At 70.3% G+C, this 22,175-nt stretch carries 19 protein-coding genes; 9 read left to right on the top strand and 10 right to left on the bottom strand.

Going from position 1 to position 22,175, the window contains the following annotated elements; all coding sequences use genetic code 11:
* Nucleotide 1 precedes the first annotated feature (1 nt).
* Nucleotides 2–493, top strand: coding sequence for a DUF3093 domain-containing protein (locus ABXS86_RS02605; RefSeq protein WP_353665525.1), 492 nt, complete (start codon nucleotides 2–4; stop codon nucleotides 491–493).
* Here the strand turns inward: ABXS86_RS02605 and ABXS86_RS02600 are convergent.
* Nucleotides 468–761, bottom strand: a complete 294-nt coding sequence (locus tag ABXS86_RS02600) for a DUF4193 domain-containing protein (RefSeq protein ID WP_056231545.1) — start codon at nucleotides 759–761, stop codon at nucleotides 468–470. The two genes, ABXS86_RS02605 and ABXS86_RS02600, sit on opposite strands and share 26 nt — an antisense overlap.
* A gap of 222 nt (nucleotides 762–983) precedes the next feature.
* On the opposite strand from ABXS86_RS02600, the gene sepH reads away from it, so the two are divergent.
* A complete protein-coding gene (gene sepH, locus ABXS86_RS02595) occupies nucleotides 984–2,009 on the top strand; it encodes a septation protein SepH (RefSeq protein ID WP_353665524.1) in 1,026 nt (341 codons plus the stop codon).
* 116 nt (nucleotides 2,010–2,125) lie between these two features.
* On the opposite strand, the gene ABXS86_RS02590 is transcribed toward sepH, so the two are convergent.
* Complete coding sequence (locus tag ABXS86_RS02590) at nucleotides 2,126–3,253, bottom strand: alkaline phosphatase family protein (protein WP_353665523.1); 1,128 nt, start codon at nucleotides 3,251–3,253, stop codon at nucleotides 2,126–2,128.
* 71 nt (nucleotides 3,254–3,324) lie between these two features.
* On the opposite strand from ABXS86_RS02590, the gene ABXS86_RS02585 reads away from it, so the two are divergent.
* Complete coding sequence (locus ABXS86_RS02585) at nucleotides 3,325–5,793, top strand: DNA topoisomerase (ATP-hydrolyzing) subunit A (RefSeq protein ID WP_353665522.1); 2,469 nt, start codon at nucleotides 3,325–3,327, stop codon at nucleotides 5,791–5,793.
* Between the two features lie 260 nt (nucleotides 5,794–6,053).
* Here the strand turns inward: ABXS86_RS02585 and ABXS86_RS02580 are convergent, their stop codons facing one another.
* Nucleotides 6,054–8,123: a type IIA DNA topoisomerase subunit B gene (locus ABXS86_RS02580; RefSeq protein ID WP_409988234.1), complete on the bottom strand. Its 2,070-nt coding sequence runs from the start codon at nucleotides 8,121–8,123 to the stop codon at nucleotides 6,054–6,056.
* 165 nt (nucleotides 8,124–8,288) lie between these two features.
* Between ABXS86_RS02580 and ABXS86_RS02575 the strand changes: the two genes are divergently transcribed.
* Entirely contained in the window at nucleotides 8,289–8,510 is a 222-nt protein-coding gene (locus ABXS86_RS02575) for a hypothetical protein (RefSeq protein ID WP_144833563.1), read from the top strand.
* A 62-nt stretch (nucleotides 8,511–8,572) separates the two neighbouring features.
* On the opposite strand, the gene ABXS86_RS02570 is transcribed toward ABXS86_RS02575, so the two are convergent.
* Entirely contained in the window at nucleotides 8,573–9,616 is a 1,044-nt protein-coding gene (locus ABXS86_RS02570) for an alanine racemase (RefSeq protein WP_353665521.1), read from the bottom strand.
* Entirely contained in the window at nucleotides 9,613–10,263 is a 651-nt protein-coding gene (locus tag ABXS86_RS02565) for an alanine racemase C-terminal domain-containing protein (RefSeq protein WP_353665520.1), read from the bottom strand. Before ABXS86_RS02565 ends, ABXS86_RS02570 begins: the two co-directional genes overlap by 4 nt.
* 44 nt (nucleotides 10,264–10,307) lie before the next feature.
* Between ABXS86_RS02565 and ABXS86_RS02560 the strand changes: the two genes are divergently transcribed.
* On the top strand, nucleotides 10,308–11,330 hold the full coding sequence (locus ABXS86_RS02560; RefSeq protein ID WP_353665519.1) for a sugar-transfer associated ATP-grasp domain-containing protein: 1,023 nt from the start codon (nucleotides 10,308–10,310) through the stop codon (nucleotides 11,328–11,330).
* Nucleotides 11,331–11,769: 439 nt separating this feature from the next.
* On the opposite strand, the gene ABXS86_RS02555 is transcribed toward ABXS86_RS02560, so the two are convergent.
* The 3 genes from ABXS86_RS02555 to ABXS86_RS02545 form a co-directional block, all read right to left on the bottom strand.
* Nucleotides 11,770–12,468: a coenzyme F420-0:L-glutamate ligase gene (locus ABXS86_RS02555; RefSeq protein WP_251507150.1), complete on the bottom strand. Its 699-nt coding sequence runs from the start codon at nucleotides 12,466–12,468 to the stop codon at nucleotides 11,770–11,772.
* Nucleotides 12,465–13,793: an RNA polymerase sigma factor gene (locus ABXS86_RS02550; RefSeq protein ID WP_353665518.1), complete on the bottom strand. Its 1,329-nt coding sequence runs from the start codon at nucleotides 13,791–13,793 to the stop codon at nucleotides 12,465–12,467. Before ABXS86_RS02550 ends, ABXS86_RS02555 begins: the two co-directional genes overlap by 4 nt.
* A 367-nt stretch (nucleotides 13,794–14,160) precedes the next feature.
* The gene (locus ABXS86_RS02545) at nucleotides 14,161–15,087 is read right to left on the bottom strand and encodes a proteasome assembly chaperone family protein (RefSeq protein WP_144833574.1); all 927 of its coding nucleotides are present in this window, start codon (nucleotides 15,085–15,087) and stop codon (nucleotides 14,161–14,163) included.
* A gap of 85 nt (nucleotides 15,088–15,172) precedes the next feature.
* Between ABXS86_RS02545 and ABXS86_RS02540 the strand changes: the two genes are divergently transcribed.
* Genes ABXS86_RS02540 through sucB form a run of 3 tightly spaced genes read left to right on the top strand, consistent with a single transcriptional unit; the run spans nucleotide 15,173 to nucleotide 19,815 of the window.
* Nucleotides 15,173–16,639, top strand: coding sequence for a leucyl aminopeptidase (locus ABXS86_RS02540; RefSeq protein ID WP_353665517.1), 1,467 nt, complete (start codon nucleotides 15,173–15,175; stop codon nucleotides 16,637–16,639).
* Entirely contained in the window at nucleotides 16,636–18,009 is a 1,374-nt protein-coding gene (lpdA, locus tag ABXS86_RS02535; RefSeq protein ID WP_353665516.1) for a dihydrolipoyl dehydrogenase, read from the top strand. The genes ABXS86_RS02540 and lpdA overlap by 4 nt, the downstream gene beginning before the upstream one ends.
* Nucleotides 18,010–18,063: 54 nt before the next feature.
* Entirely contained in the window at nucleotides 18,064–19,815 is a 1,752-nt protein-coding gene (gene sucB, locus ABXS86_RS02530) for a 2-oxoglutarate dehydrogenase, E2 component, dihydrolipoamide succinyltransferase (RefSeq protein ID WP_353665515.1), read from the top strand.
* Nucleotides 19,816–19,832: 17 nt separating this feature from the next.
* Here sucB and ABXS86_RS02525 read toward each other — a convergent pair whose 3' ends face one another.
* Nucleotides 19,833–20,855: a hypothetical protein gene (locus tag ABXS86_RS02525; RefSeq protein ID WP_353665514.1), complete on the bottom strand. Its 1,023-nt coding sequence runs from the start codon at nucleotides 20,853–20,855 to the stop codon at nucleotides 19,833–19,835.
* Between the two features lie 118 nt (nucleotides 20,856–20,973).
* On the opposite strand from ABXS86_RS02525, the gene ABXS86_RS02520 reads away from it, so the two are divergent.
* A complete protein-coding gene (locus ABXS86_RS02520; RefSeq protein WP_251507138.1) occupies nucleotides 20,974–21,684 on the top strand; it encodes a DUF4191 domain-containing protein in 711 nt (236 codons plus the stop codon).
* Nucleotides 21,685–21,729: 45 nt separating this feature from the next.
* Here ABXS86_RS02520 and ABXS86_RS02515 read toward each other — a convergent pair whose 3' ends face one another.
* Nucleotides 21,730–22,158: an RDD family protein gene (locus ABXS86_RS02515; protein WP_307211159.1), complete on the bottom strand. Its 429-nt coding sequence runs from the start codon at nucleotides 22,156–22,158 to the stop codon at nucleotides 21,730–21,732.
* Nucleotides 22,159–22,175: the final 17 nt, after the last annotated feature.

Here is a 22,175-nt window from a genome sequence, read left to right as displayed (position 1 = left end):
AATGCAGAAGAGGAGGTGCGGCATCCGCACCGCAGCCGAGTACCGCGAGCGCCTGAGTCCGTCGTTGTGGGCGCTGGTGGCAGCCGCCGTCTGCGGCCCGATGGCCGCCGTCGTCTTCTCGCCGCTCGACACGACACTCGCCCTGTTCATCGGGCTGGTGGTGTCGGTCGCGATCGTCGTCGCCCTGCTGGCGTTCTCGCCCGTGGTGGAGGTGCGCGACGGGGAGTTGCGCGCCGGTCGCGCGCACATTCCCGTCGATCTGCTGGGAGTTCCCGCCGGCGTCGTCGCGGAACAGGCCCGCACTGCCCGTGGGAGTGGTCTCGACCATCAGGCGTGGCATGTGATCCGGGGCGGGATCGACGGCATCGTCACGGTTCCCGTGACCGATCCCGACGATCCAACCCCGATGTGGGTGGTGTCCACCCGCACGCCGGACCGCCTGGTGGCGGCGATCCAGCGCGCTCAGGTCAGGCTGCGCACTCCAGGCAGATGAAGCCGGGGCCGCTCTCTTCGGCGATCTGAGAGCGGTGCTTCACGAGGAAGCAGTTCATGCAGGTGAACTCGTCTTCCTGCGGGGGCAGGACGACGACATCGAGCTCGATGTCGGAAAGGTCGGCGCCGGGCAGTTCGAAGCCCGAGGGGTTGTCGGCATCCTCGTTGTCGATCGACCCCGACGCCTTGTCGGGCACGCGCTCCTTGAGGGCCTCGATCGACTCGCTGTCGTCCTCGGTCTTGCGCGGTGCGTCGTAATCGGTTGCCATGCGTGCAGGTCTCTACTTCCGGATTTCGTGGTGCTGTGCCCTATCGGGTGCCCGATCGGGCGGCCATAGTTTGCATGACCCGATCCCGATAAGCAAATGCTCGCCGGTGGGCGTGCGTGTCTTGGCGAGACGGGAAACTCGCGGCGCGCCCGCGATATTCCCGAAAGCGCGGGGCGCGCATGTCAGCATGGGCCCTGACCGCAGATCGGAGGGGTGTTTCGTATGGAACAGCTCAAAGTCATCGGAACCGAAGATGACGTCCTCGTCGTGGCGACGCAGGCGGGCGAGCGATTCGCCCTCGCCATCGACGATGTGCTGCGCGCCGAGGCGCGCCGCGCACGCCGTGACCGCGCCGACGACGATCGTGCCCCCCGGCCCAGCCCCCGCGAGATCCAGGCGCACATCCGCTCCGGGATGTCGGCGCGCGAGGTCGCCACTCTGCTGAACGCCCGCGTCGAAGACGTCGAGCGCTTCGAGGGCCCGGTGCTGGCCGAGCGCGAGCACGTCGTTGCTCAGGCCCTCGCCGTGCCCGTGCTGCTGGGCGGCACCCTCGAGCACGACGCCCCCGTCACCTTCGGCGCCGCCGTGCGCGCGAAGCTCGCCGAGGCCGGCGCGTCGGCCGAACGCTGGACGAGCTGGAAGGAGAGCACGGGCTGGATGGTCAAGCTCGAGTTCACCGCGAACGGCATCGATCACGACGCCCGCTGGAGCTTCGACCCGCGCCGCAGCAGCCTGTCGCCGCAGAACGCCGACGCGATCCAGCTGTCCCGCCAGGGCTCGCTGCCCGAGGGGCTCATCCCGCGACTGCGTGCCCTCGACAGCATGACCAAGGACGACTCGCGCTTCGACAGCGGAGCCTTCGGCCCGCGTCGCCTCGACATCGACGACGAGCCGGGCGTCGAGGCCACCGGTCCCGTCGCTCCGGCCGTGCAGGCCGCGGCCATCAAGCGCTCCCCCGACGCCCCGGTCGCCTCATCCGAGACGGCCGATCTGCTCGAGGCCCTGCGCCGCCGCCGCGGACAGCGCGAGCCGCTGCCCGGCGTCACCGAGGTCGAGCCCGAGCCGCGTCCCGCAGCCCCGCCGGTGGCGCTGTTCGACGCCGCGGAGTCGGGCTACGTCGACGACGTCGACGAGAAGACGTCGGAGCCCGAGCGCCCGCAGGCGGATGGCGCCCGACGCACGAAGGGCCGTCCGTCGATGCCGTCGTGGGACGAGATCGTCTTCGGCGCCCGCTCCGACGAGAGCTGACACCCCGCCGTCCTGCGGATCGGACATCCGACCCGCGGGACCGGTCGTGCCCGTCGACGGTCTGTCGCGCGTGACATCCGCACGACGGCATCCGGATGCCGTGTCTCGGCCCCGCGTCAGGCGAAGGCACCGAGGCGCAGGAGCGGCACCGTGCGCTCCTCGTCGGTGAGCGATCCGTGCTGACCGAGCATGCGCTGCGGTCGCTTGTCGGCCTCGCGGTCGTCGTAGTAGGCGAATCGGCCGCGCGCGGCCACGAGCACGTCTCCGATGCGGGGGCGCACCTCGTCGTCGACCCGGCCGAAGAGCCCCGCGTCGATCACCTCGTCGCGGGTCATGACCCAGGCCCGTGCGGCCTCGCTCTCGCGCCACACCGCGGCCACGGCATCCGCCCGCCCCTCGGCCGTGTACAGGTGGAGCATGCGCGGCTCGCCGCCGACGATCTCGACACCGTCGAGCAACGCGTCGCCCGCGCGCAGCAGCACGTGCTTGTGCGCCGGCACGTCGACCATGCCGTGATCGGCCGTGACCAGCACGCCCGTGTGCGCGTCGATGCCGTCGGCGAGGCGGCGGGCAGCGGCATCCACCCGCTCGAGGGTGTCGGTCCAGCGGTCGGACTCCCACCCGTCGCGATGACCGGCGGTGTCGAGTTCGGGGGCGTACAGATAGGTGATCGATCCCGGATGCCGCGCCGCCAGGTCGGCCGCGAGACGCACGCGCTCGTCGAGATCGTCGGAGGGGAAGAACTCCGCCCCGCGCAACGTCGCCTCGGTGAAGCCGGTGCCGGTGTACGACGGGCGGGACACGACGAAGCTCGGGCGCCCCGCGGCGGCGTGGCGGGCGAACAGCGGCTCGCTGCGCTGCCAGGTGTGCGGGTCGAGGCCGTCGGTCTCCCACCCGTGCAGCTGGTTGGGCGCCAGATCGGTGCCGGGGACGCGGGCGCGATAGCCGACGATGCCGTGCACGCCCGGATCGGTGCCCGTGAGCAGGCTCGACAGGGCCGCCGCGGTGGTCGAGGGGAAGACGGTGCGCGCCACGTCGCGCCGCCCCCCGACTGAGCCGAGGAAGCGCGCGTGGCCGCGACGGGCGGCGAGGTTGTGCGAGCCGAGGCCGTCGATGAGGAACACGATGGCACTGCGCGCGGGGGCGAACCACTCCGATTCGCCGGTGAGGGCGGCGATCGACTGCTCCACCACACCGGTGAGGCTCCGGGAGCGCGGCGGGTCCGCCGGTAGGCTGAGTGACATCTCGGCAAGTCTTCCACACGACTCCCGATCCCCGTCCTGACGCGACGCCCGCCCGACCCGAGGCCGCACCTATGCCCGATTCCCGTTCCTCCTCCTCCGCGACGTCACCCGTCGTCGAGCGCATCGAAGACGTCGATGTCTCGACCGAGATGCAGGGGTCGTTCCTCGAGTACGCCTACTCGGTCATCTACTCGCGGGCCCTCCCCGACGCCCGCGACGGACTCAAGCCGGTGCAGCGCCGCATCCTCTACCAGATGGCCGAGATGGGGCTGCGGCCCGACCGCGGGCACGTCAAGAGCGCCCGCGTCGTCGGCGAGGTGATGGGAAAGCTCCACCCCCACGGCGACGCCCCCATCTACGACGCCCTCGTGCGCCTGGCCCAGTACTTCTCGCTGCGGGTGCCCCTCGTCGACGGCCACGGAAACTTCGGCTCGCTCGACGACGGTCCCGCCGCGCCCCGGTACACCGAAGCGCGCCTCGCTCCCCCGGCGATGGCGCTGACCGAGAACCTCGACGAAGATGTCGTCGACTTCATCCCGAACTACGACGGTCAATTCCAGCAGCCCGAGGTGCTCCCGGCCGCCTTTCCCAATCTGCTGGTCAACGGCGCGACGGGCATCGCGGTCGGCATGGCGACGAACATGGCGCCGCACAACCTCATCGAGGTCGTCGCCGCCGCGATCCACCTGCTGCAGCATCCGGATGCCACCGTCGAAGAGCTCATGGAGTTCGTGCCCGGCCCCGACCTGCCCTCGGGCGGCATCATCGTGGGTCTCGACGGGATCAAAGACGCGTACACGAACGGTCGCGGCACGTTCCGCACCCGCGCGAAGGCGTCGATCGAGTCGCTCGGTCCGCGCCGCACCGGCATCGTCATCACCGAACTGCCCTACCTCGTCGGCCCCGAGCGCGTGATCGAGAAGATCAAAGACGCCGTGCAGGCGAAGAAGCTCACCGGCATCGCCGACGTCACCGACCTGACCGACCGCAACAACGGCCTGCGCCTGGTGATCGGCATCAAGACCGGCTTCGACCCCAAGGCCGTGCTCGAGCAGCTGTACCGCCTCACGCCGCTTGAGGACTCCTTCGGCATCAACAACGTCGCCCTCGTCGACGGCCAGCCGCAGACCCTGGGACTGCGCGAGATGCTGCGGGTGTACATCGATCACCGCATCCGCGTCGTCACGCGGCGCAGCGAGTTCCGTCTGGCGCGCAAGCGCGAGCGCCTTCACCTGGTCGAGGGCCTCCTCATCGCGATCCTCGACATCGACGAGGTCATCCAGGTCATCCGCTCGTCCGATGACAGCGAAGAAGCGCGCACGCGCCTGCAGGAGGTCTTCGACCTCTCGCACCCGCAGGCCGAGTACATCCTCGAGCTGCGGCTGCGCCGCCTCACGAAGTTCTCGCGCATCGAGCTCGAGGCCGAGCGCGACCAGTTGAACGCCGAGATCGCGCAGCTGGTCGAGTTGCTGGGCAGCGAGACGCTGCTGCGCCAGCAGGTGGCGAAAGAACTGGATGCCGCGGCCGAGGCCTACGGCACCCCGCGCCGCACGATGCTGCTCAACGGCGGACCCGTGCAGCCCCGTTCGGCGAGGGCCGCGGCCGCCGCCGCCGACCTGCAGATCGCCGACGCCCCATGCCGCGTGTACCTGTCGGCCACCGGCCGCATGGTGCGCGCCGAGCTCGTCGCCGACGCCCCCGCCGGTGGTGTGGTGCCGCCCGCGCGCCGGTCGAAGCACGACGCGATCCGCTCGTCGGTCGACACGACCACGCGCGGCGACATCGGCGCGGTGACCTCCGCCGGGCGTCTCGTGCGCTTCTCACCGGTGGATCTGCCGTCGGTCCCGGCCAATTCGGTGCAGGTCGCCGCGGGCACGAAGGTCGAGCAGTACCTGGCGCTCGCGAAGGGCGAGAAGGTCGTGGCCCTCGTGCCCCTGATCGACTCCCCCACCATCGCGCTCGGCACCGAGCAGGGCGTCGTCAAGCGGGTCGCGGCGACCGAGCTCGGCACGAAGGACGAGATCGAGATCATCTCGCTGCGCGACGGCGACCGGGTCGTGGGCGCCGCTCCCGCCGGCGACAACGCCGAGCTCGTGTTCATCGCGAGCGATGCGCAGCTGCTGCGCTTCGAGGCCTCCTCCGTGCGGCCCCAAGGACGATCGGCGGGCGGCATGGCCGGCATCCGCCTCTCCGACGGCGCACGGGTGATCGACTTCGCCGTCGTCGGGGCCTCGGCCTTCGACGCGGTGGTGGTGACCGTGGCCGGCTCGTCGGCCGCGCTGCCGGGCACCGATGCCGGAAGCGCCAAGGTGTCGGCCTTCACGGAGTTCCCCGCCAAGGGGCGCGCCACTGGCGGAGTGCGCGCTCAGCGCCTCCTGCGCGGCGAAGACGCCCTCGTGCTGGCGTGGGTCGGCACCGATCCCCGCGCGGTCGGCCCCGACGGCTCGGTGCGTGCGCTGCCGGATGCCGGCGCGAAGCGCGACGCCTCAGGTCAGCCCCTCGACGCCGTCGTCGGCGCGATCGGCACCGTCGTCCGCTGAGCCCGCGGCCGGGCGGGGGCCGGGTCGGTCACGGCTGCCGTCGTGCGGACGCGGGTGCCGACACGCCGGTCCGGCGACCGGGGCGGCGGTGTGTCGCGGTTGGTGTCCGCAGGACGGCGGCTCGCGGCGCGGCCGGTGATGTGGTCGACCGTCGTGCGGAACCGGTGACCGACACGCCGGTCCGGCCTCACGGAGTCGGGGCGTGTCGGGGCTCGAATCCGCAGGACGGCGAGCCCGCTCGACGACGGACCCCGGCAGGCTCAGACGTCGATGCGCTCGCGCGCCAAGCGGTCGCTGGAGTCGATGATGAACTCGCGGCGCGGGGCGACGTCGCTGCCCATGAGCAGGTCGAACACGGATGCCGCGGCCTCCATGTCTTGCACGCGCACGCGGCGCAGCATGCGGCCGGCGCGGTCCATGGTCGTGGTCGCGAGCTGGTCGGCATCCATCTCGCCCAGACCCTTGTATCGCTGGATCGGCTCCTGCCAGCGCTTGTTGCCGCGCTTGAGCTTGGCGAGCAGGGCGTGCAGCTCCTGCTCGCTGTAGGTGTAGACCGTCTCGTTGGGCTTGGAGCCCGGATTCATGACGATCACACGGTGCAGGGGCGGCACGGCGGCGAACACGCGGCCCTCTTCGACCAGCGGCCGCATGTACCGGAAGAACAGCGTCAGCAGCAGCGTGCGGATGTGCGCGCCGTCGACGTCGGCGTCGCTCATCAGGATGATCTTGCCGTAGCGGGCGGCGTCGAGATCGAACGAGCGGCCGGAGCCGGCGCCGATCACCTGAATGATCGAGGCGCACTCGGCGTTCGACAGCATGTCGCTGATCGAGGCCTTCTGCGTGTTGAGGATCTTGCCGCGGATGGGCAGCAGCGCCTGGTACTCGCTGTTGCGCGCGAGCTTGGCCGTTCCGAGGGCGGAGTCGCCCTCGACGATGAACAGCTCGGAATCGTTCACGTCGTTCGAGCGGCAGTCGACGAGCTTGGCCGGCAGCGACGACGACTCGAGGGCGTTCTTGCGCCGCTGCGTCTCTTTGTGGGTGCGCGCCGAGATGCGCGCCTTCATCTCGGAGACGATCTTCTCGAGCAGCTGCGCGGTCTGCGCCTTGTCGTCGCGCTTGGGCGAGGCGAAGCGGACCGCGAGCTCTTTCTGCACGACGGATGCCACGATCTGTCGCACCGCGGGCGTGCCGAGGATCTCCTTGGTCTGTCCCTCGAACTGCGGCTCCGGCAGGCGCACGGTCATGACGGCCGTGAGGCCGGCCATCAGATCGTCTTTCTCGATCTTGTCATTGCCGACCTTGAGCTTGCGGGCGTTCTGCTCGACCTGCGCGCGCAGCACCTTCATGAGCCCCTGCTCGAAGCCCTGCTGGTGCGTTCCGCCCTTGGGGGTGGCGATGATGTTCACGAATGAGCGGGTCGTAGTGTCGTAGCCGGTGCCCCAGCGCACCGCGATGTCGACCTCGCACTCGCGCTCGACCTCGGTGGGGATCATCGATCCGCCGGGCTGCAGCACCGGCACGGTCTCGGTGAACGTGCCGGTTCCGGTGAGCCGCCAGGTGTCGGTGACCGCGGCGTCAGGCGCGAGGAACTCCGCGAACTCCGAGATGCCGCCGTCGAAGCGGTAGCTCGTCTCGACGCGCTCCTCGCTCCGTTCGTCTTGCACGACGATCTCGAGGCCCGGCACGAGGAACGCCGTCTGGCGCACGCGCTGCACGAGCTCGTCGAGACCGAATGCGGCGTCTTTCGTGAAGATCTGCCGGTCGGCCCAGTAGCGGATGCGCGTGCCGGTGACCCCGCGCGGCGCCTTGCCGATGACGCGCAGTTCGCTGCTGCGCTCGAAGGGCGTGAAGGTCGAGTCGGGGGTGTCGCCCGCGAACTGCCCGGGCTCGCCGCGGTGGAACGACATCGCGTAGGTCTTGCCGCCGCGGTCGACCTCGACGTCGAGGCGCTCCGACAGCGCGTTGACGACGGAGGCGCCGACGCCGTGCAGACCACCGGATGCCGCGTACGAGCCACCCCCGAACTTGCCGCCGGCGTGCAGCTTAGTGAACACGACCTCGACACCGGTGAGGCCGGTGCGGGGCTCGACGTCGACCGGGATGCCGCGGGCGCGGTCGCGCACCTCGACACTGCCGTCGGCGTGCAGCACGATGTCGATGCGCGACCCGTGGCCGCCGAGGGCTTCGTCGACGGAGTTGTCGATGATCTCCCAGAGGCAGTGCATGAGACCACGCGAGTCGGTGGACCCGATGTACATGCCCGGGCGCTTGCGCACGGCTTCGAGGCCCTCGAGGACCTGCAGATGATGGGCGGAGTACTCGGACGTCACGATCTCCCAGCGTAATCGGGGGTACCGACATCGCCTGCCAGACACACAGCGAGGTCGGGTCACCGTACGCGCACAGCGAAATGTGATCAAGCCGCGGCATAAGGGAAACATCCGCGTGGTTGTATATGGAGACTCGCCCACGACCACCTGAGGAGGGCACCCGACATGACCACCACGACTGCACCCGAAGCGTCAGCCGTCCTCGATCACCGCCTGACGGCGGCGGATCGCTGCGACTCCTGCGGCGCGCAGGCCTACATCGCCGCCGAGGTGAACGGCAGCGAACTGCTGTTCTGCGCACACCACGGCCGCAAGTACGAAGAGAAGCTCCGTAGCATCGCCACCTCGTGGCACGACGAGACGGCGCGACTCAACGCCGCCGACTGAGACCATCACGTCGGAACGGGCCCCGCGCACTCCATCGAGTGCGACGGGGCCCGTTCCGCGTTTCAGGGGGCGGTGGAGACGTAGGTGCGCGCAACGGTGGGCGACACGCGGAGCGCGATCTCCTCACCGATGGTGTCGATGAGTTCGGCGAGATCGGTCGCGCTATGCAGGGCCGCGGGACCGAACACAGCGATCACGTCTCCCGCCTGAGCGCCGACCCACGGCGCGAGCACCGTCTCGGTCGGTGCGATCGCCTCGACCCGTCGCGGTCCCTCGGGGGTGAGCACGTCGAAGCGCGCGCCCAGAGCGCTGGGCAGCCCGTGCAGGCTCCCCACGTCGAGGTGCACGCCCGCGGCATCCACCGCTGTCACCGAGGCCCACAGCGTCGCGATCGGCTCGATGCCGAGCTCTTGCTCCCCTGGGCCTCCGGCGGGACGGATGCCGTACGAGAACGCGCCGACCCGCACGAGGTCTTCGCGGAACTCGCCTCTCGCGAAACCGGCCGCGCTGGCGGCCAGGTGCGAGAAACGCGGGTCGAGTCCCGCTGCGCGGGCCGTCTCGCGCGCCGCCAGGAACAGCGCCCGGGCGTCGTCGTCATCGGCGTCCGAAGCCTCGGAGATGTGCGACCAGATTCCCTCGAACGCGACGCGCCCCGCCGTGACCAGCTCCGCGGTCCGCGCGAGAGCGGCCTCCCACCGTTCCGGACGGATGCCGTTGCGGTGCAGGCCCGTGTCGATCTTGAGGTGCACGCGGGCGGGCCGATCGGCCTCGAGTCGGGAGAGATCGTCGAGGAGCGCTTCGTCGCCGATACCGAGATCGAGGTCGGCCGCGATACCCGCCGCCAGGTCGTCGGGTCCGCCGATGAGCCACACGAAGATCCGCACGTCGGGCCCGGCGATGCGCCGGACAGCGGCCCCGGTGACCACGTCGAAGGCGCCGATCCAGCGGACGCCCTCCGCGACGGCGCGCGTCACGATCGGCTCCAGCCCGTGGGCGTAGGCGTCGTCCTTCACGACGAGCATGTGCGCCGCGGGGGCCACGGCCTCGCGCACGCGACGGAGGTTGCGCGCGAAGGCGTCGAGGTCGACGCGGTAGACGGCGCTCATGCGCTCACCCGCCGATCGGCGCGGACACCGACGACGGCGACGATCTCCGCGGCGCCGAGGCCCGTGGCATCCGTCCACTCCTCGAGCGAAGGATGACCCTCCGCCGGATCGCCGAAGAAGACGACCTCGGCCCCGCGCTCGACCGTCGCCTCCTCGACGTCGACCACGCAGACGTCCATCGCGACGCGCCCGACGATACGGTGCCGACGCCCGCCGATCGCGACGGTGGCGGCGTTGCCGAGAGAGCGCACCACGCCCTGGGCGTAACCGCCGGTGACGAGGGCCACGGTGGTGTCATGGGGCGCGCGATGCGTGTAGCCATACGAGACGCCCTCTCCACGCAGCAGCGGCTTGGTGCCCAGCGCGCGCCCGCGCAGCGACAGAACGGGCTGCGCGTGCGAGCCGGGCATGCCGAACAGGACCGCGGCATCGAGAGGGGCGGCATCCATTCCGAGATCCTCCAGCACCGAGCGCACCCACTCGGCGCCGTGCCCCCACGCGTCGGCGGCGAGCACGTCGTCGCCGCCGGTCGCGATGCCGGCGGCAAGGGCGAGGGGCGCATTGCGGCGCAAGGCGGACTCGGAGACGAGGGCCACGGGTGCCACTCCCCCGGCCTCGGGCGAGCGGGCAGGGAGCGTGGAGGTCACCCCTCTAGACTAACGAGGTCCGTGATCCCCGACCCCGGAGCCTCATGCCTCACAAGGGTTTCTCCCCCGTCACGCGCCTCCGCTACCTCGCCGGACGCGCCCGCCGCATCGATGTCGGCTCGGTCGTCGAACGAGCCAAAGAGGCCTCGAGCCAGCACGGCAAGGCCCTGCCGCTCGTCGTCGCCGACATGCTCTACCAGGCCGGTGTGAAGAACGTCGGCTTCCAGGACTACATCGACTACGACTTCGCGATCCTCACCCCCGCCGAGCGCTCGACGTACATGACGCACCCGGTGTCGAACCAGATCTCGCAGAAGTACGACCACCCCGACTTCCGCGGCCTGTTCCAGGACAAGGTCGAGTTCGACCGGCGGTTCAGCGAGTTCCTGCGCCGTGAGTGGATGGTGGTGGATGCCGGCAACGCCGACGAACTGCGCGCCTTCACCGAGCGCCTCGGCACCATTGTCACCAAGGAGCCGGTCGGTCAGGCGGGCACCGGCGTGCACCGCTACCATGCGGCCGAGGTCGAGGACTGGAGCGCCTTCCACCGCGGACTGCTCGAGCGCGGCGAGATCCTCGTCGAAGAGGTCATCCGCCAGCACGACGACCTCGCGGCCGTCTGCCCCGGCACTGTCAACACCACTCGCGTCACCGCGTTCTTCGACGGACAGAAGACCCACATCCTCGCCATGGCGCAGAAGTTCGGCCGCGGCGCGGTCAGCGACCAGATGACCTTCGGCGGCTTCTACACGATGCTCGACGAGAACGGCCACGCCCTCGGCGCCGGCTACGACTCGCACGGTCACGTGCACGAGCTGCACCCCGACTCGGGCGCGCGCATCGCCGACTTCCAGCTGCCGATGATCGACGAGGTCAAGGCGTTCGTCGACGAGGTCGCGCGCGTCGTTCCGCAGGTGCAGTACGTCGGCTGGGACATCGTCGTCGGCCCCGACGGCCCCGTGCTCGTCGAGGGCAACTGGGGCGCCGGTGTGTACGAGAACAAGCCGAGCGTGACCGGAATCCGCACCGGACACAAGCCGCGCTACCAGGCCGCCATCGGGTTCTGATCCGGATGCCGAGAGGCCCGTCCCCCGCGTGGGGCCGGGCCTCTCGTCGTCGGAGCGGTTGGCGAGGTCCCTGAGCTTGTCGGAAGGGGCCGGGGCGGGCGTGGGCTCCGGTGGCTTCGACAGGCTCAGCCACCTGGGTCGGGAGTGGCGTGGGGTCCGGTGGCTTCGACAGGCTCAGCCACCTGGGTTGGCGAGGTCCCTGAGCTTGTCGGAAGGGGCCGGGGCGGGCGTGGGGTCCGGTGGCTTCGACAGGCTCAGCCACCTGGGTCGGGAGTGGCGTGGGGTCCGGTGGCTTCGACAGGCTCAGCCACCTGGGTTGGGGGCTCTGCGGATTGCGGTGGCTTCGACAGGGTCAGCCACCTCGGTTCCGTGAGTTGCCGGCATCCGGGAACGCGAAAGGCCCGCCCCGAGAACGGGACGGGCCTTTCGACGAGTTCTGTCAGTTGTGGCGCACGATGCCGAGCGGCGTCGACTCGTGACCCTGACCGAGCGGGTTGTCCTTGAGGATCGCGACGAGGCGCTTCTCGCCGGCCTTGTCCATCGTGGAGCCGAGGATGTTGCCACCCAGGTCGTTGATGTCGACGACGGCCACCTGAAGGTCGCCGCCGAGCAGCGACTTGAGGCGGGCGGCCACCTCGCGGGGGCGCTCGGGACCGAGCACGACGGCCTGGTTGTACGGCGGGATCGTGCCCTTGGTCGGACCGTCGATCGCGCGTGCCTTGTCGCCAGCGATGCGGTAGAAGTCACCCTTGCGCCCGAACGCCTTGGTCACGGCCGACACGGCCGCGGCGAACAGGATGCGGGGCGTTCCGCACTCGCGCAGCGCCATCTCCATCGTCTCGGGCATGCCCAGGCCGATGCCGTAGGGCGTGCGGGTGACGTACTTCGACAGGAAGAGCGCGAGCTTGCGAGGCTTGATCGTGTCGAGCTTGAACGACCGGCCCTGCGTGATCGCGACGATCTTCTCGGTGACGAACAGCAGGTCGCCCGGCTGCACGGCATCCTTCGCGTACTCGAGGATGAACGCGTCGAGGTCGTCGCCCGGCATGACGACCCGCGTGCGGATCGGGATGCGGGCGTACGAGGTGCCCTCGACGGTGACGGTGAGCGCCTTGCCGGCGTTGGCCTCCGCGCTCATTCGAGGTAGTCCCGCAGCGACTGCGAGCGGCTGGGGTGACGCAGCTTCGCCATGGTCTTCGACTCGATCTGGCGGATGCGCTCGCGCGTGACGCCGAACGTGTCGCCGATCTGGTCGAGGGTCTTGGGCTGACCGTCGCCGAGGCCGAAGCGCATGCGGATCACGCCGGCCTCGCGCTCGCTGAGCGAGTCGAGGAGCGACTCGAGCTGGCGCTGCAGCATGGTGAAGCCCACCGCGTCGGCGGGGACGACGGCCTCGGTGTCCTCGATGAGGTCACCGAACTCGCTGTCTCCGTCTTCGCCGAGGGGCGTGTGCAGCGAGATGGGCTCGCGGCCGTACTTCTGCACCTCGATGACCTTCTCGGGGGTCATGTCGAGCTCGCGGCTGAGTTCTTCGGGCGTGGGTTCGCGACCGAGGTCCTGCAGCATCTGACGCTGGACGCGCGCGAGCTTGTTGATGACCTCGACCATGTGCACCGGGATGCGGATGGTGCGGGCCTGGTCGGCCATGGCGCGGGTGATGGCCTGACGGATCCACCAGGTGGCGTAGGTCGAGAACTTGAAGCCCTTGGTGTAGTCGAACTTCTCGACCGCACGGATCAGGCCCAGGTTGCCCTCCTGGATGAGGTCGAGGAACTGCATGCCGCGACCGGTGTAGCGCTTGGCGAGCGAGACCACGAGGCGGAGGTTGGCGCCGAGCAGGTGGCTCTTGGCGCGCTGACCGTCACGGGCGACCCACTGCAGGTCGAGTCCGAGCTGGCCGGTCTTCTCGGCCGCCGACATGTTCGACAGCTTCTCTTCGGCGAACAGGCCGGCCTCGATGCGCATCGCGAGCTCGACCTCTTCGGCCGCGTTCAGGAGCGGGACCTTGCCGATCTGCTTCAGGTAGTCCTTGACCGGGTCGGCGGTGGCGCCGGTGATCTGCGCGGAGTAGACGGGGACGTCGTCTTCGTCGCTCGAGGAGATGACGATCGCGCCGGTGGGAAGAGCCTCGGCGGGCGCCGCCGGGGTCTCGTCGTCCTCGTCGTCGTCGGTCTTCTTCGTGTCGGTCTTGGCCGCGTCGTCGGAATCGTCGGCGTCGGTGGTGTCGTCGGCTTCGAGGTCGACGTCGGCTTCGACTTCGGCGTCCTCTTCGTCTTCGAGGTCGTCGTCCTTCTTGGCCTTCGTCTTCGCCTTCGCGGGCGCAGCCTTGGCCTTGGCGGGGGCCTTCTTCGCGGGAGCCTTCTTCGCGGTCGTCGTCGTCGACGCCGTCACGGTCTCCTCGGAGTTCTCGAGCTCGGTGTCCTTCGCACTCCGGGAGCGGGTCTTGGTTGTCGTGCCTGCCACGTTTCGCCTTTCACCGGGAACGTACGTTGCACGGCCGCCGGTCGTTCTCGGACACTAGTAAGACCCTTGTCAAGTCCCGAGCCGAGGAGCGGGGCTCCTGGACCGGGTGACAACGGGTCAGGTTCTTCATTGTCTCACATCCCCAGACCGGGACTTGACGTGGACCGGGGATCTATGCGTAGAGAACGCCTCGGCGCCCCCGTGCATTCCCGCCGGCCCGGTCAGGCCGGGAACATCGCCCAGCGCTGCGGGAGAAGAGCGAACCGGATGCCGAGTTCTCGGCATCCGGGATCTCCGAACACGGCGCGGGGAGAGCAGTGCGGGCGGATGCCGAGTCCCCCGGTATCCGGGACCGTCGAGGCCGGGTTCAGCCGAGCTTGCCGCGGCGGTCGTCGTCGCCGGGGCGCGAGGCGAGGAAGCGCTCGAGCTCCGCGGCCAGTTCGTCTGCGCTCGGCAGGTCGCCCGTGTGGATGATCGGGGTGGCCGAGGTGGAGCCGGCCATGTAGGCGTCGTAGCGCTCCTCGAGTCCCTCGAGCATGCGGGTCAGCTCGTCGCTGCCCTCGACCTGCTCGGTCACCTTGGCGATGAACTCGCGGTTCTCTTCGCGCAGCACTTCTCCGGAGAAGACCAGGCCGGTCGCCACCGTGAGGCTGTCGAGACCGGCCAGGGCGGCGGCGGGGTACTCGGTGTCGCCGAGGTAGTGCGGAACGAGAAGAGCGAAGCCGGCGACCTTGGCGCCCGCCTCGGCGAAGCGGTATTCGAGCAGGTGTCCGGCGGTGGAGGGCACCTGCGTGTGCGGACGCCAGACGGAGTGGGCCTCGGCGAGGTCGGGGCGTGTGCCGCTGACGGTGGTGCCGATGGGGCGCGTGTGCGGGACGGGCATGGGGATCGCGTGCACCCAGCTGACCGACGACACCTGCAGGCCCGCCGACAGCTCGAGGACCGTCTCGGCGAAGGCCTCCCAGAGGAAGTCCGGCTCGTAGCCGGCGAGCAGGAGGAAGGGGTGCCCCAGCGAGTCGTGCGCGAGCGACAGCTCGAGGCGCGCGGGGCGGTAGTCGGTCAGGTGGTCTTCGACGAAGGTGATGACCGGCCGACGCGCCCGGTAGTCGAGGAGCGCGTCGTTGTCGAAGACGAACACGGGGTTCGGCTGGAGGTCGTCGCGGAAGTACTCCACGAGACGAGACACGGCTCCGCCTGCGTCGGTGAACCCGGTGAGAGCGATCACGAGCGGCAGGCCCGACGGCACGGGCGGCGCCGCGGGGGCGCGGTCGTACAGCGGGACGGATGAGGGCATGCTTCCACTCTACGAGCGGTCGCGAATGCGTCGGCGGCGGTGCGTCCCGCTGCTAGCGAACACGGGCGAACCTAGGATGGATCTCATGCCGTTCCCCTCCGTGGCGTACACCTCCGCCCCCTCCCTCGAATCCGACGCCGACGCGATCCTCTTGATCGTCCCGACCGTTTCGGAAGGAGCGGCCGATCCGGACGGCTGGTCCGGACTGTTCGCCGCATTGTCGGCGGTGGGCTTCACGGGGGCCTCCGGCTCGTTCCAGCGCGTGCACGTTCCGGGTGTGTCGACCCCGGTCGCCGTCGCGGGCGCCGGCACCGACCCGAGCGAGGCCGCCCTGCGCGATGCCGCGGGCACCGGGCTGCGACAGCTCACCGGTTTCGCGCACGTCGCCGTGCAGTCGTTGGTCGCCTCGGCCTGGAAGCCGCTTGCCGAGGGAGCCGCCCTGGGTGGCTACCGGTTCGCCGACTACAAGAAGAAGTCCGCCAAACCCCGCGCCACCCAGGTGACGGTCACGGGCACCGACGCCCCGTCCGACGCCGACGTCGCGGCCGTGGCCGCCGTCTCGGGCGCCGTGGCCCTGGTGAAGGACCTCGTGACGACCCCCGCCGAGTGGCTCGGACCCGCCGACTTCGCCGACGCGGCCGTCGAGGCCGTCAAGGGCCTGCCGGTCGAGGTCGAGGTGCTCGACGAGAACGCCCTCCGCGAGGGCGGCTACGGCGGCATCCTCGGCGTCGGGCAGGGATCCGACCGCCCGCCGCGCATGGTGCGCCTCGACTACGCACCGGCCGGCGCCGAGCGTCACGTCGCCCTCGTCGGCAAGGGCATCACGTTCGACACCGGTGGACTCTCCTTGAAGCCGCCGGCATCCATGGTCGGCATGAAGTACGACATGTGCGGAGCCGCCACGGTCCTCGCCGTGCTGAAGGCTGCGGCCGAGATGGAGCTGCCGGTCAAGGTCAGCGCCTGGCTGTGCATCGCCGACAACATGCCGTCGGGTCGCGCCACGCGCCCGGGTGACGTGCTGCGCACCCTCGACGGCACCACCGTCGAGGTGCTCAACACCGACGCCGAGGGGCGCCTCGTGCTCGCCGACGGTCTCGCCGCGGCCAGCCGTGACAACCCCGACCTCATCGTCGACGTGGCGACTCTCACGGGCGCCATCACCGTCGCCCTCGGCAACCGCCACACCGGCGTCATGGGCGAGGAAGCGGCAGTGGCCGAGTACCTCGCGGCGTCGGCGCGCACCGCCGAGCTCGCGTGGCAGCTGCCGCTGCCCGACCACATGGTCGACGACCTCGACTCCCCCATCGCCGACCTGCAGAACGCGAAGATCGGCGACCCCGCCGGTGGATCGTTGTTCGCGGGGCTCTTCCTCCGCCACTTCGTCGGTCGGGTGTCCGATGCGGCCGACGCGCCTCGCATCCCGTGGGTGCACCTCGACATCGCCGGCGTCGGCATGAACAAGGCGGCGCCGTTCGGGTACACCGACAAGGGCGTCACCGGCGCGACCGTGCGTTCGCTGGTGGAGATGATCTCCGCGGGCGGCGCGCGATGACCGATCACACCGCCGACGTCGTCATCCTGGGCGGCGGCAGCGGCGGCTACGCGGCGGCCCTGCGTCTCGCCGAACTCGGCAAGGACGTCGTGCTGGTCGAGAAGGACAAGCTCGGCGGCACGTGCCTGCACCGTGGGTGCATCCCGACCAAGGCGCTCCTGCACGCCGGCGAGGTGGCCGACGCCGCCCGCGGCGCGGCTGACATCGGCGTCGACGTGACCTTCGGTGGCATCGACCCGGCGCGCGTGCGGTCGTACCGCGAAGGGATCGTCGCGAAAAAGTTCAAGGGCCTCGAAGGACTGATCTCCGCCCGCGGCATCCGTGTCGTGTCGGGCGAGGGCTCGCTCGAGGCCGGACCCGCCGTCCGTGTCGGCGACGATGTGTACCGCGGCACCGACGTGATCCTCGCGACGGGCTCGTACAGCCGCAGCCTTCCGGGCCTCGAGATCGGCGGACGCGTGCTCACCAGCGAGCAAGCCCTCGACCTCGACGTGATCCCCGACCGCGTGGTGGTGCTCGGCGGTGGCGTGATCGGCGTGGAGTTCGCGAGCGTCTGGCGTTCGTTCGGCGTCGACGTCACGATCGTCGAAGCTCTCCCCCACCTGCTCCCGGCCGAGGACGTCTCGTCGAGCAAGGCCCTCGAGCGCGCGTTCCGCAAGCGCGGCATCGCGTTCCAGCTCGGTCGTCGTTACGACACGCTCACTCAGACGGCCGACGCCGTGACGGTGACGCTCGACGACGGCAGCGAACTCGTCGCCGATTGCGTGCTCGTCGCGGTCGGTCGCGGTCCGGTCACCGCCGGTCTCGGTTACGAGGAGGCAGGCGTCGTGCTCGACCGCGGCTTCGTGCAGACCGATGAGCGCCTGCGCACCGCCGCACCGCACGTCTGGGCCGTCGGCGACATCGTCCCCGGACTCCAGCTGGCCCACCGCGGGTTCCAGCAGGGCATCTTCGTCGCGGAGGAGATCGCGGGGCTCTCCCCCGTGCTGGTCTCCGACATCGACGTTCCGCGCGTCGCCTATTCGCACCCCGAGGTGGCCTCCGTCGGCCTCACCGAGGCGCAGGCTCAGGATCGTTACGGATCCGAGGCCGTCAAGGCGTACGAGTACAACCTCGCGGGCAACGGCCGCAGCGAGATCATCGGCACCTCGGGCATCGTCAAGATCGTCCGCCGCGTCGATGGCCCGGTCGTGGGCGCGCATCTCGTGGGCGACCGCGTGGGCGAGCTCATCTCGGAGGCCCAGCTCGCCGTGGGCTGGGAAGCGCATCCGGAAGACATCGCCCCGTTCATCCACGCACACCCCACGCAGAGCGAGGCGCTCGGCGAGGCCTTCCTGGCACTCGCGGGCAAGCCGCTGCACGCACTCTGACCACAAACCGGTCACTAAGCTAGATACCGCATCCGGTACGAAGGAGACATATTCATGAGCACTTCCGTCGTCCTCCCCGCTCTCGGGGAGAGCGTCACCGAGGGAACGGTCACCCGCTGGCTCAAGCAGGTCGGTGACACCGTCCAGGAGGACGAGGGTCTGCTGGAGATCTCGACCGACAAGGTCGACACCGAGATCCCCTCGCCCGTCTCGGGCGTGATCGAAGAGATCCTCGTGCAGGAAGACGAGACCGTCGAGGTCGGCGCCGTCCTGGCGAAGATCGGTGACGGCTCCGGCGCCGCCTCGTCCGACGACGCCCCTCAGCAGGCCCCGGCCGAGGAACAGTCCGCTCCCGCCGAAGAGGCGGCCCCCGCCGAGGCCGCTCCCGAGCAGCCGGCCGCCGAGCAGCCCGCCGCCGAGTCCGCGCCCGCCGCGAGCGGCGACTCCACCGAGGTCAAGCTCCCCGAGCTCGGCGAGAGCGTGACCGAGGGCACCGTCACCCGCTGGCTGAAGGCCGTCGGCGACGACGTCGCGGTCGATGAGCCGCTGCTCGAGATCTCGACCGACAAGGTCGACACCGAGATCCCGTCGCCGGTCGCCGGCACGCTGCAGGAGATCCTGGTCCAGGAAGACGAGACCGTGAACGTCGGTGCCGCTCTGGCCCGCATCGGCAGCGGTGCCGCTCCGGCCGCGCAGCCCGAGGCGCCCGCCGCCCCGGCCGCCGAGGAGAAGCCGGCCGAGCAGCCCGCCCCCGTGGCGGAGGAGAAGCCGGCCGAGCAGCCCGCCCCCGCCGCCGAGGCGAAGCCCGCCGAGCAGAAGCCCGCTGAGCAGCCCGCCCCGGCTGCGTCCGCTCCGGCATCGGCTCCGGCCGCGTCGTCCAACGACGATGTGACCTACGTCACCCCGCTCGTGCGTCGCCTCGCTCAGCAGCAGGGCGTCGACCTGGCTTCGGTCAAGGGCAGCGGCGTCGGTGGACGCATCCGCAAGGAAGACGTGCTCAAGGCCGCAGAGGCCGCGAAGTCGGCTCCCGCTGCTGCGGCTCCCGCCGCGTCGGCCCCGACCGCAGCCCCCGCTCCCGTCGAGGTCTCGCCCCTGCGTGGCACGACGCAGAAGATGTCGCGTCTGCGCAAGGTCATCGCCGAGCGCGCCGTCGCGTCGATGCAGGCCACGGCCCAGCTGACGACCGTCGTCGAGGTCGACGTGACCAAGCTGTCTTCGCTTCGCGACCGCATGAAGGGCGAGTTCCAGCAGAAGACGGGCGACAAGCTCTCGTTCCTGCCGTTCTTCGCGATCGCCGCGATCGAGGGTCTCAAGGCCTACCCGATCATCAACTCGACGGTCGAGGGCGACGAGATCGTCTACCCCGCCCACGAGAACGTGTCGATCGCCGTCGACACCGAGCGCGGCCTGCTGACTCCGGTCGTCAAGGACGCAGGCGACAAGAACATCGCCCAGCTGGCTCGCGAGATCGCCGATCTGGCCGCCCGCACGCGCGACAACAAGCTGAAGCCCGACGAGCTCGCTGGCGGCACCTTCACGCTGACCAACACCGGTTCGCGCGGCGCGCTGTTCGACACGCCCATCGTGTTCCTGCCGCAGTCGGCGATCCTCGGCCTCGGTGCCGTCGTGAAGAAGCCTGGTGTGGTCTCGGTCGACGGCAAGGACGCGATCTCGGTCCGTTCGTACGTCTACCTCGCCCTGTCGTACGACCACCGCATCATCGACGGTGCCGACGCCGCCCGCTTCCTGGGCACGGTCAAGGCCCGTCTCGAGGCGGCGCAGTTCGAGGGCGACCTCGGGATCTGATCCGACCGAGCCCCAGCTCATGATGGCTGGTCCGCGACCGTTCTGACGGCGCGGACCAGCCATCGGTCTTTCTGGCGTACGAGCGTGACGTACTGCGTGACGTCGGCGCTCTCGAGCGAGACGACGGCCACTCCCCCGAAGTCGTCGATCAACGAGATCTGCCCGCCCGCGGCCATCGGCAGCAGCGGTTCGCGTGGGAACGCCGAGTCCTCCTCGTGAGCCGCTACGCAGGCCGGTTCGTCCTGGCAGGCGTCGATCTCGCCGAACAGCGCGCGAGCGCCCTCGACCACGTCGTCGATCAGGGGAAGGCGTTCGTCGGCGGGCTCGGCCGTCGACAGCACGACGGTCGGCGTGGGCGTCGACGCTGAATCCGCGACGATCGTCGTCGCAGTGGTCGCGGCGGGGTCGTGCTGGCCTGCCGGGAGCAGCAGCGCCAGGGCGACCGCGAGGACGGCCGCCGTCGCCGTACCGATCAGCGCCATGCGCATCCCTGGCGAAGACCGCCACCGCGTGCGCAGCTGGGCGAGACTCTCACGGACGGCCTCGGCCAGATCAGCGTCGACGAGCCGCAGCGCCAGTGGCGACTCGCCCTCGTCCGAGCGAATGCTCGGGGGCGGCGAGGTGACGTGCGCGGGAGTCAATGGTCCCAGCACGAGCGGCTCGGGTGCGGCATGCGCGAACAGCCGCCGTTCGAGGGCGTCCCACTCGCGCGGGGGTCTCGTCAGCACCGTCTCGTGTGCGCGGGTCAGCAGACCTCGCGTGTCGTCGTCTGCAGCGGCATCCGTCAATCGCTCCAGACACGACGCCGTCTCCTCGATGGGGTCGCCTCCGGCCTCGTCGGGGATGGCGACGGGGCGCCCCTCCGCCGTGAGCCACCACGTTGTGCGCGCGATCCTCCCGACGACGGAGCGGCACCCGCGCAGCAACCCGACGGCGGCGGTCACGGCCTCGCCGGGGACGAGTGCGACGGCGCTGAGGGCGCGACGCCGGAGGTAGGCGTCGAAGGATTCGACGAGGACGGATGCCGTGGCAGTGCTCATGCGCCGATCGTCGTCGACCTCCACACGACTGCGCGGAGCCGCTCGCTCGATCCGTGGACGATGTGTCCGATCCACGCACTGGGGAGGAGGAGTCCGCGTCGAAGATAGAATCGTCACCATGGCCGCTCGCACCACCACGCCCGAGAAGCGTCCGGGCTTCTTCTCGCAGATCAAAACCCTGTACACCTTCACGCAGAAGGAGTACAAGTGGCTGCCGTTCCTGCTCGCCGGCATCGTGCTGGTGGGCATCGCCCTCGGCGTGCTCGTCGGCTTCCTGATCCCGCCGCTGGCGGTGTGGAGCGTCATCCTCTGGGCGGTCACCGGTCTGCTCGCCGGCATCCTGGCCGGCATGATCACGATGACCCGCTTGTCGACGACGGCCATGTACAAGAAGATCGACGGCATGCCCGGCGCGACCGGTCACGTGCTGTCGTCGTCGCTCGGCCGCAACTGGCAGGCCTCCGAGGCGCCCGTCGGCGTCAACCCGCGCACGCAGGAGGCGCTCTACCGCGCCATCGGCCGCGGTGGCGTCGTGCTGATCGGCGAGGGCAACCGCAGCCGCCTGACCCGCCTGGTCGGCGAAGAGCGCTCGCGCGTGCTGCGCGTAGCCGCCGGTGTGCCGGTCACGGTGCTCTACGTCGGACACGGCGACGACGAGGTGCCGATCGCCAAGCTCGCTTCGACCATCAAGGCGCTGCCCAAGAAGGTCGACCGCTCCACGATGGCCGCCGTCATCAAGCGCGTGTCGTCGGTGTCGCAGGGCCTGTCGTCGCTGCCGATCCCCAAGGGCGTCGACCCGACCAAGATGCGCGCTCCGCGCCCGCGCTGACCCCCACACGACGACGGCCCCCGCTCAGGCGGGGGCCGTTTCGTGTCAGCCGCGGACGAGGATCGTGCCGACGGCCTTGTCGTGGAGGCCGCGCTGGTCGGAGTCGAAGACGACCGCGGGGATGATCAGGGCCAGAAGGATCGTGCGGACGATCGGGCGCCACAGGCCGACCCAGCCTCCGGATGCCAGCTCGAGGCGCATCCCCATGATCCGGTGCCCGGGGCTTCCGCCGATGAGCGGGATGAACAGGATCTGCACGGCGAAGAAGATCAGGTTGGTCGCGACGGGGTTCGCGAACGGCACTCCCGTCACCGGGTCGGGGGTGGAGAAGAAGGCGAACCCGATGAGTCCCGCGCTCGCGACGTCGATCAGGAGGGCGGCGATCCTCCGGCCCGGACGGGCGATCGAGCCGCGTCCTTCGCGGGGAAGGCCGAGCCGTTGGCCCGGGTAGTCGTTCTCTGCGGGGAGGGTCACGGCATCCAGCGTAATCG

Source organism: Microbacterium sp. che218 (assembly GCF_040436305.1).
In the GTDB taxonomy this organism is placed as follows: Bacteria; Actinomycetota; Actinomycetes; order Actinomycetales; family Microbacteriaceae; genus Microbacterium; species Microbacterium algihabitans.
The sequence above is the reverse complement of the archived record's forward strand: the minus strand, read 5'-3'. Positions and strand labels throughout refer to the sequence as shown.

Excerpts from the sequence above, each read along its gene's own strand:
- ABXS86_RS02605 (WP_353665525.1), top strand. The coding sequence starts at position 2 with ATGCAGAAGAGGAGGTGCGGCATCCGCACCGCAGCCGAGTACCGCGAG.
- lpdA (WP_353665516.1), top strand. The coding sequence starts at position 16,636 with ATGACCGATCACACCGCCGACGTCGTCATCCTGGGCGGCGGCAGCGGC.
- ABXS86_RS02525 (WP_353665514.1), bottom strand. The coding sequence starts at position 20,855 with ATGAGCACTGCCACGGCATCCGTCCTCGTCGAATCCTTCGACGCCTAC.
- ABXS86_RS02570 (WP_353665521.1), bottom strand. The coding sequence starts at position 9,616 with ATGAGCGCCGTCTACCGCGTCGACCTCGACGCCTTCGCGCGCAACCTC.
- ABXS86_RS02555 (WP_251507150.1), bottom strand. The coding sequence starts at position 12,468 with ATGAGCGCGGAGGCCAACGCCGGCAAGGCGCTCACCGTCACCGTCGAG.
- ABXS86_RS02590 (WP_353665523.1), bottom strand. The coding sequence starts at position 3,253 with ATGTCACTCAGCCTACCGGCGGACCCGCCGCGCTCCCGGAGCCTCACC.
- ABXS86_RS02560 (WP_353665519.1), top strand. The coding sequence starts at position 10,308 with ATGCCTCACAAGGGTTTCTCCCCCGTCACGCGCCTCCGCTACCTCGCC.
- ABXS86_RS02545 (WP_144833574.1), bottom strand. The coding sequence starts at position 15,087 with ATGCCCTCATCCGTCCCGCTGTACGACCGCGCCCCCGCGGCGCCGCCC.
- ABXS86_RS02600 (WP_056231545.1), bottom strand. The coding sequence starts at position 761 with ATGGCAACCGATTACGACGCACCGCGCAAGACCGAGGACGACAGCGAG.
- sucB (WP_353665515.1), top strand. The coding sequence starts at position 18,064 with ATGAGCACTTCCGTCGTCCTCCCCGCTCTCGGGGAGAGCGTCACCGAG.
- ABXS86_RS02575 (WP_144833563.1), top strand. The coding sequence starts at position 8,289 with ATGACCACCACGACTGCACCCGAAGCGTCAGCCGTCCTCGATCACCGC.
- ABXS86_RS02585 (WP_353665522.1), top strand. The coding sequence starts at position 3,325 with ATGCCCGATTCCCGTTCCTCCTCCTCCGCGACGTCACCCGTCGTCGAG.
- sepH (WP_353665524.1), top strand. The coding sequence starts at position 984 with ATGGAACAGCTCAAAGTCATCGGAACCGAAGATGACGTCCTCGTCGTG.
- ABXS86_RS02520 (WP_251507138.1), top strand. The coding sequence starts at position 20,974 with ATGGCCGCTCGCACCACCACGCCCGAGAAGCGTCCGGGCTTCTTCTCG.
- ABXS86_RS02540 (WP_353665517.1), top strand. The coding sequence starts at position 15,173 with ATGCCGTTCCCCTCCGTGGCGTACACCTCCGCCCCCTCCCTCGAATCC.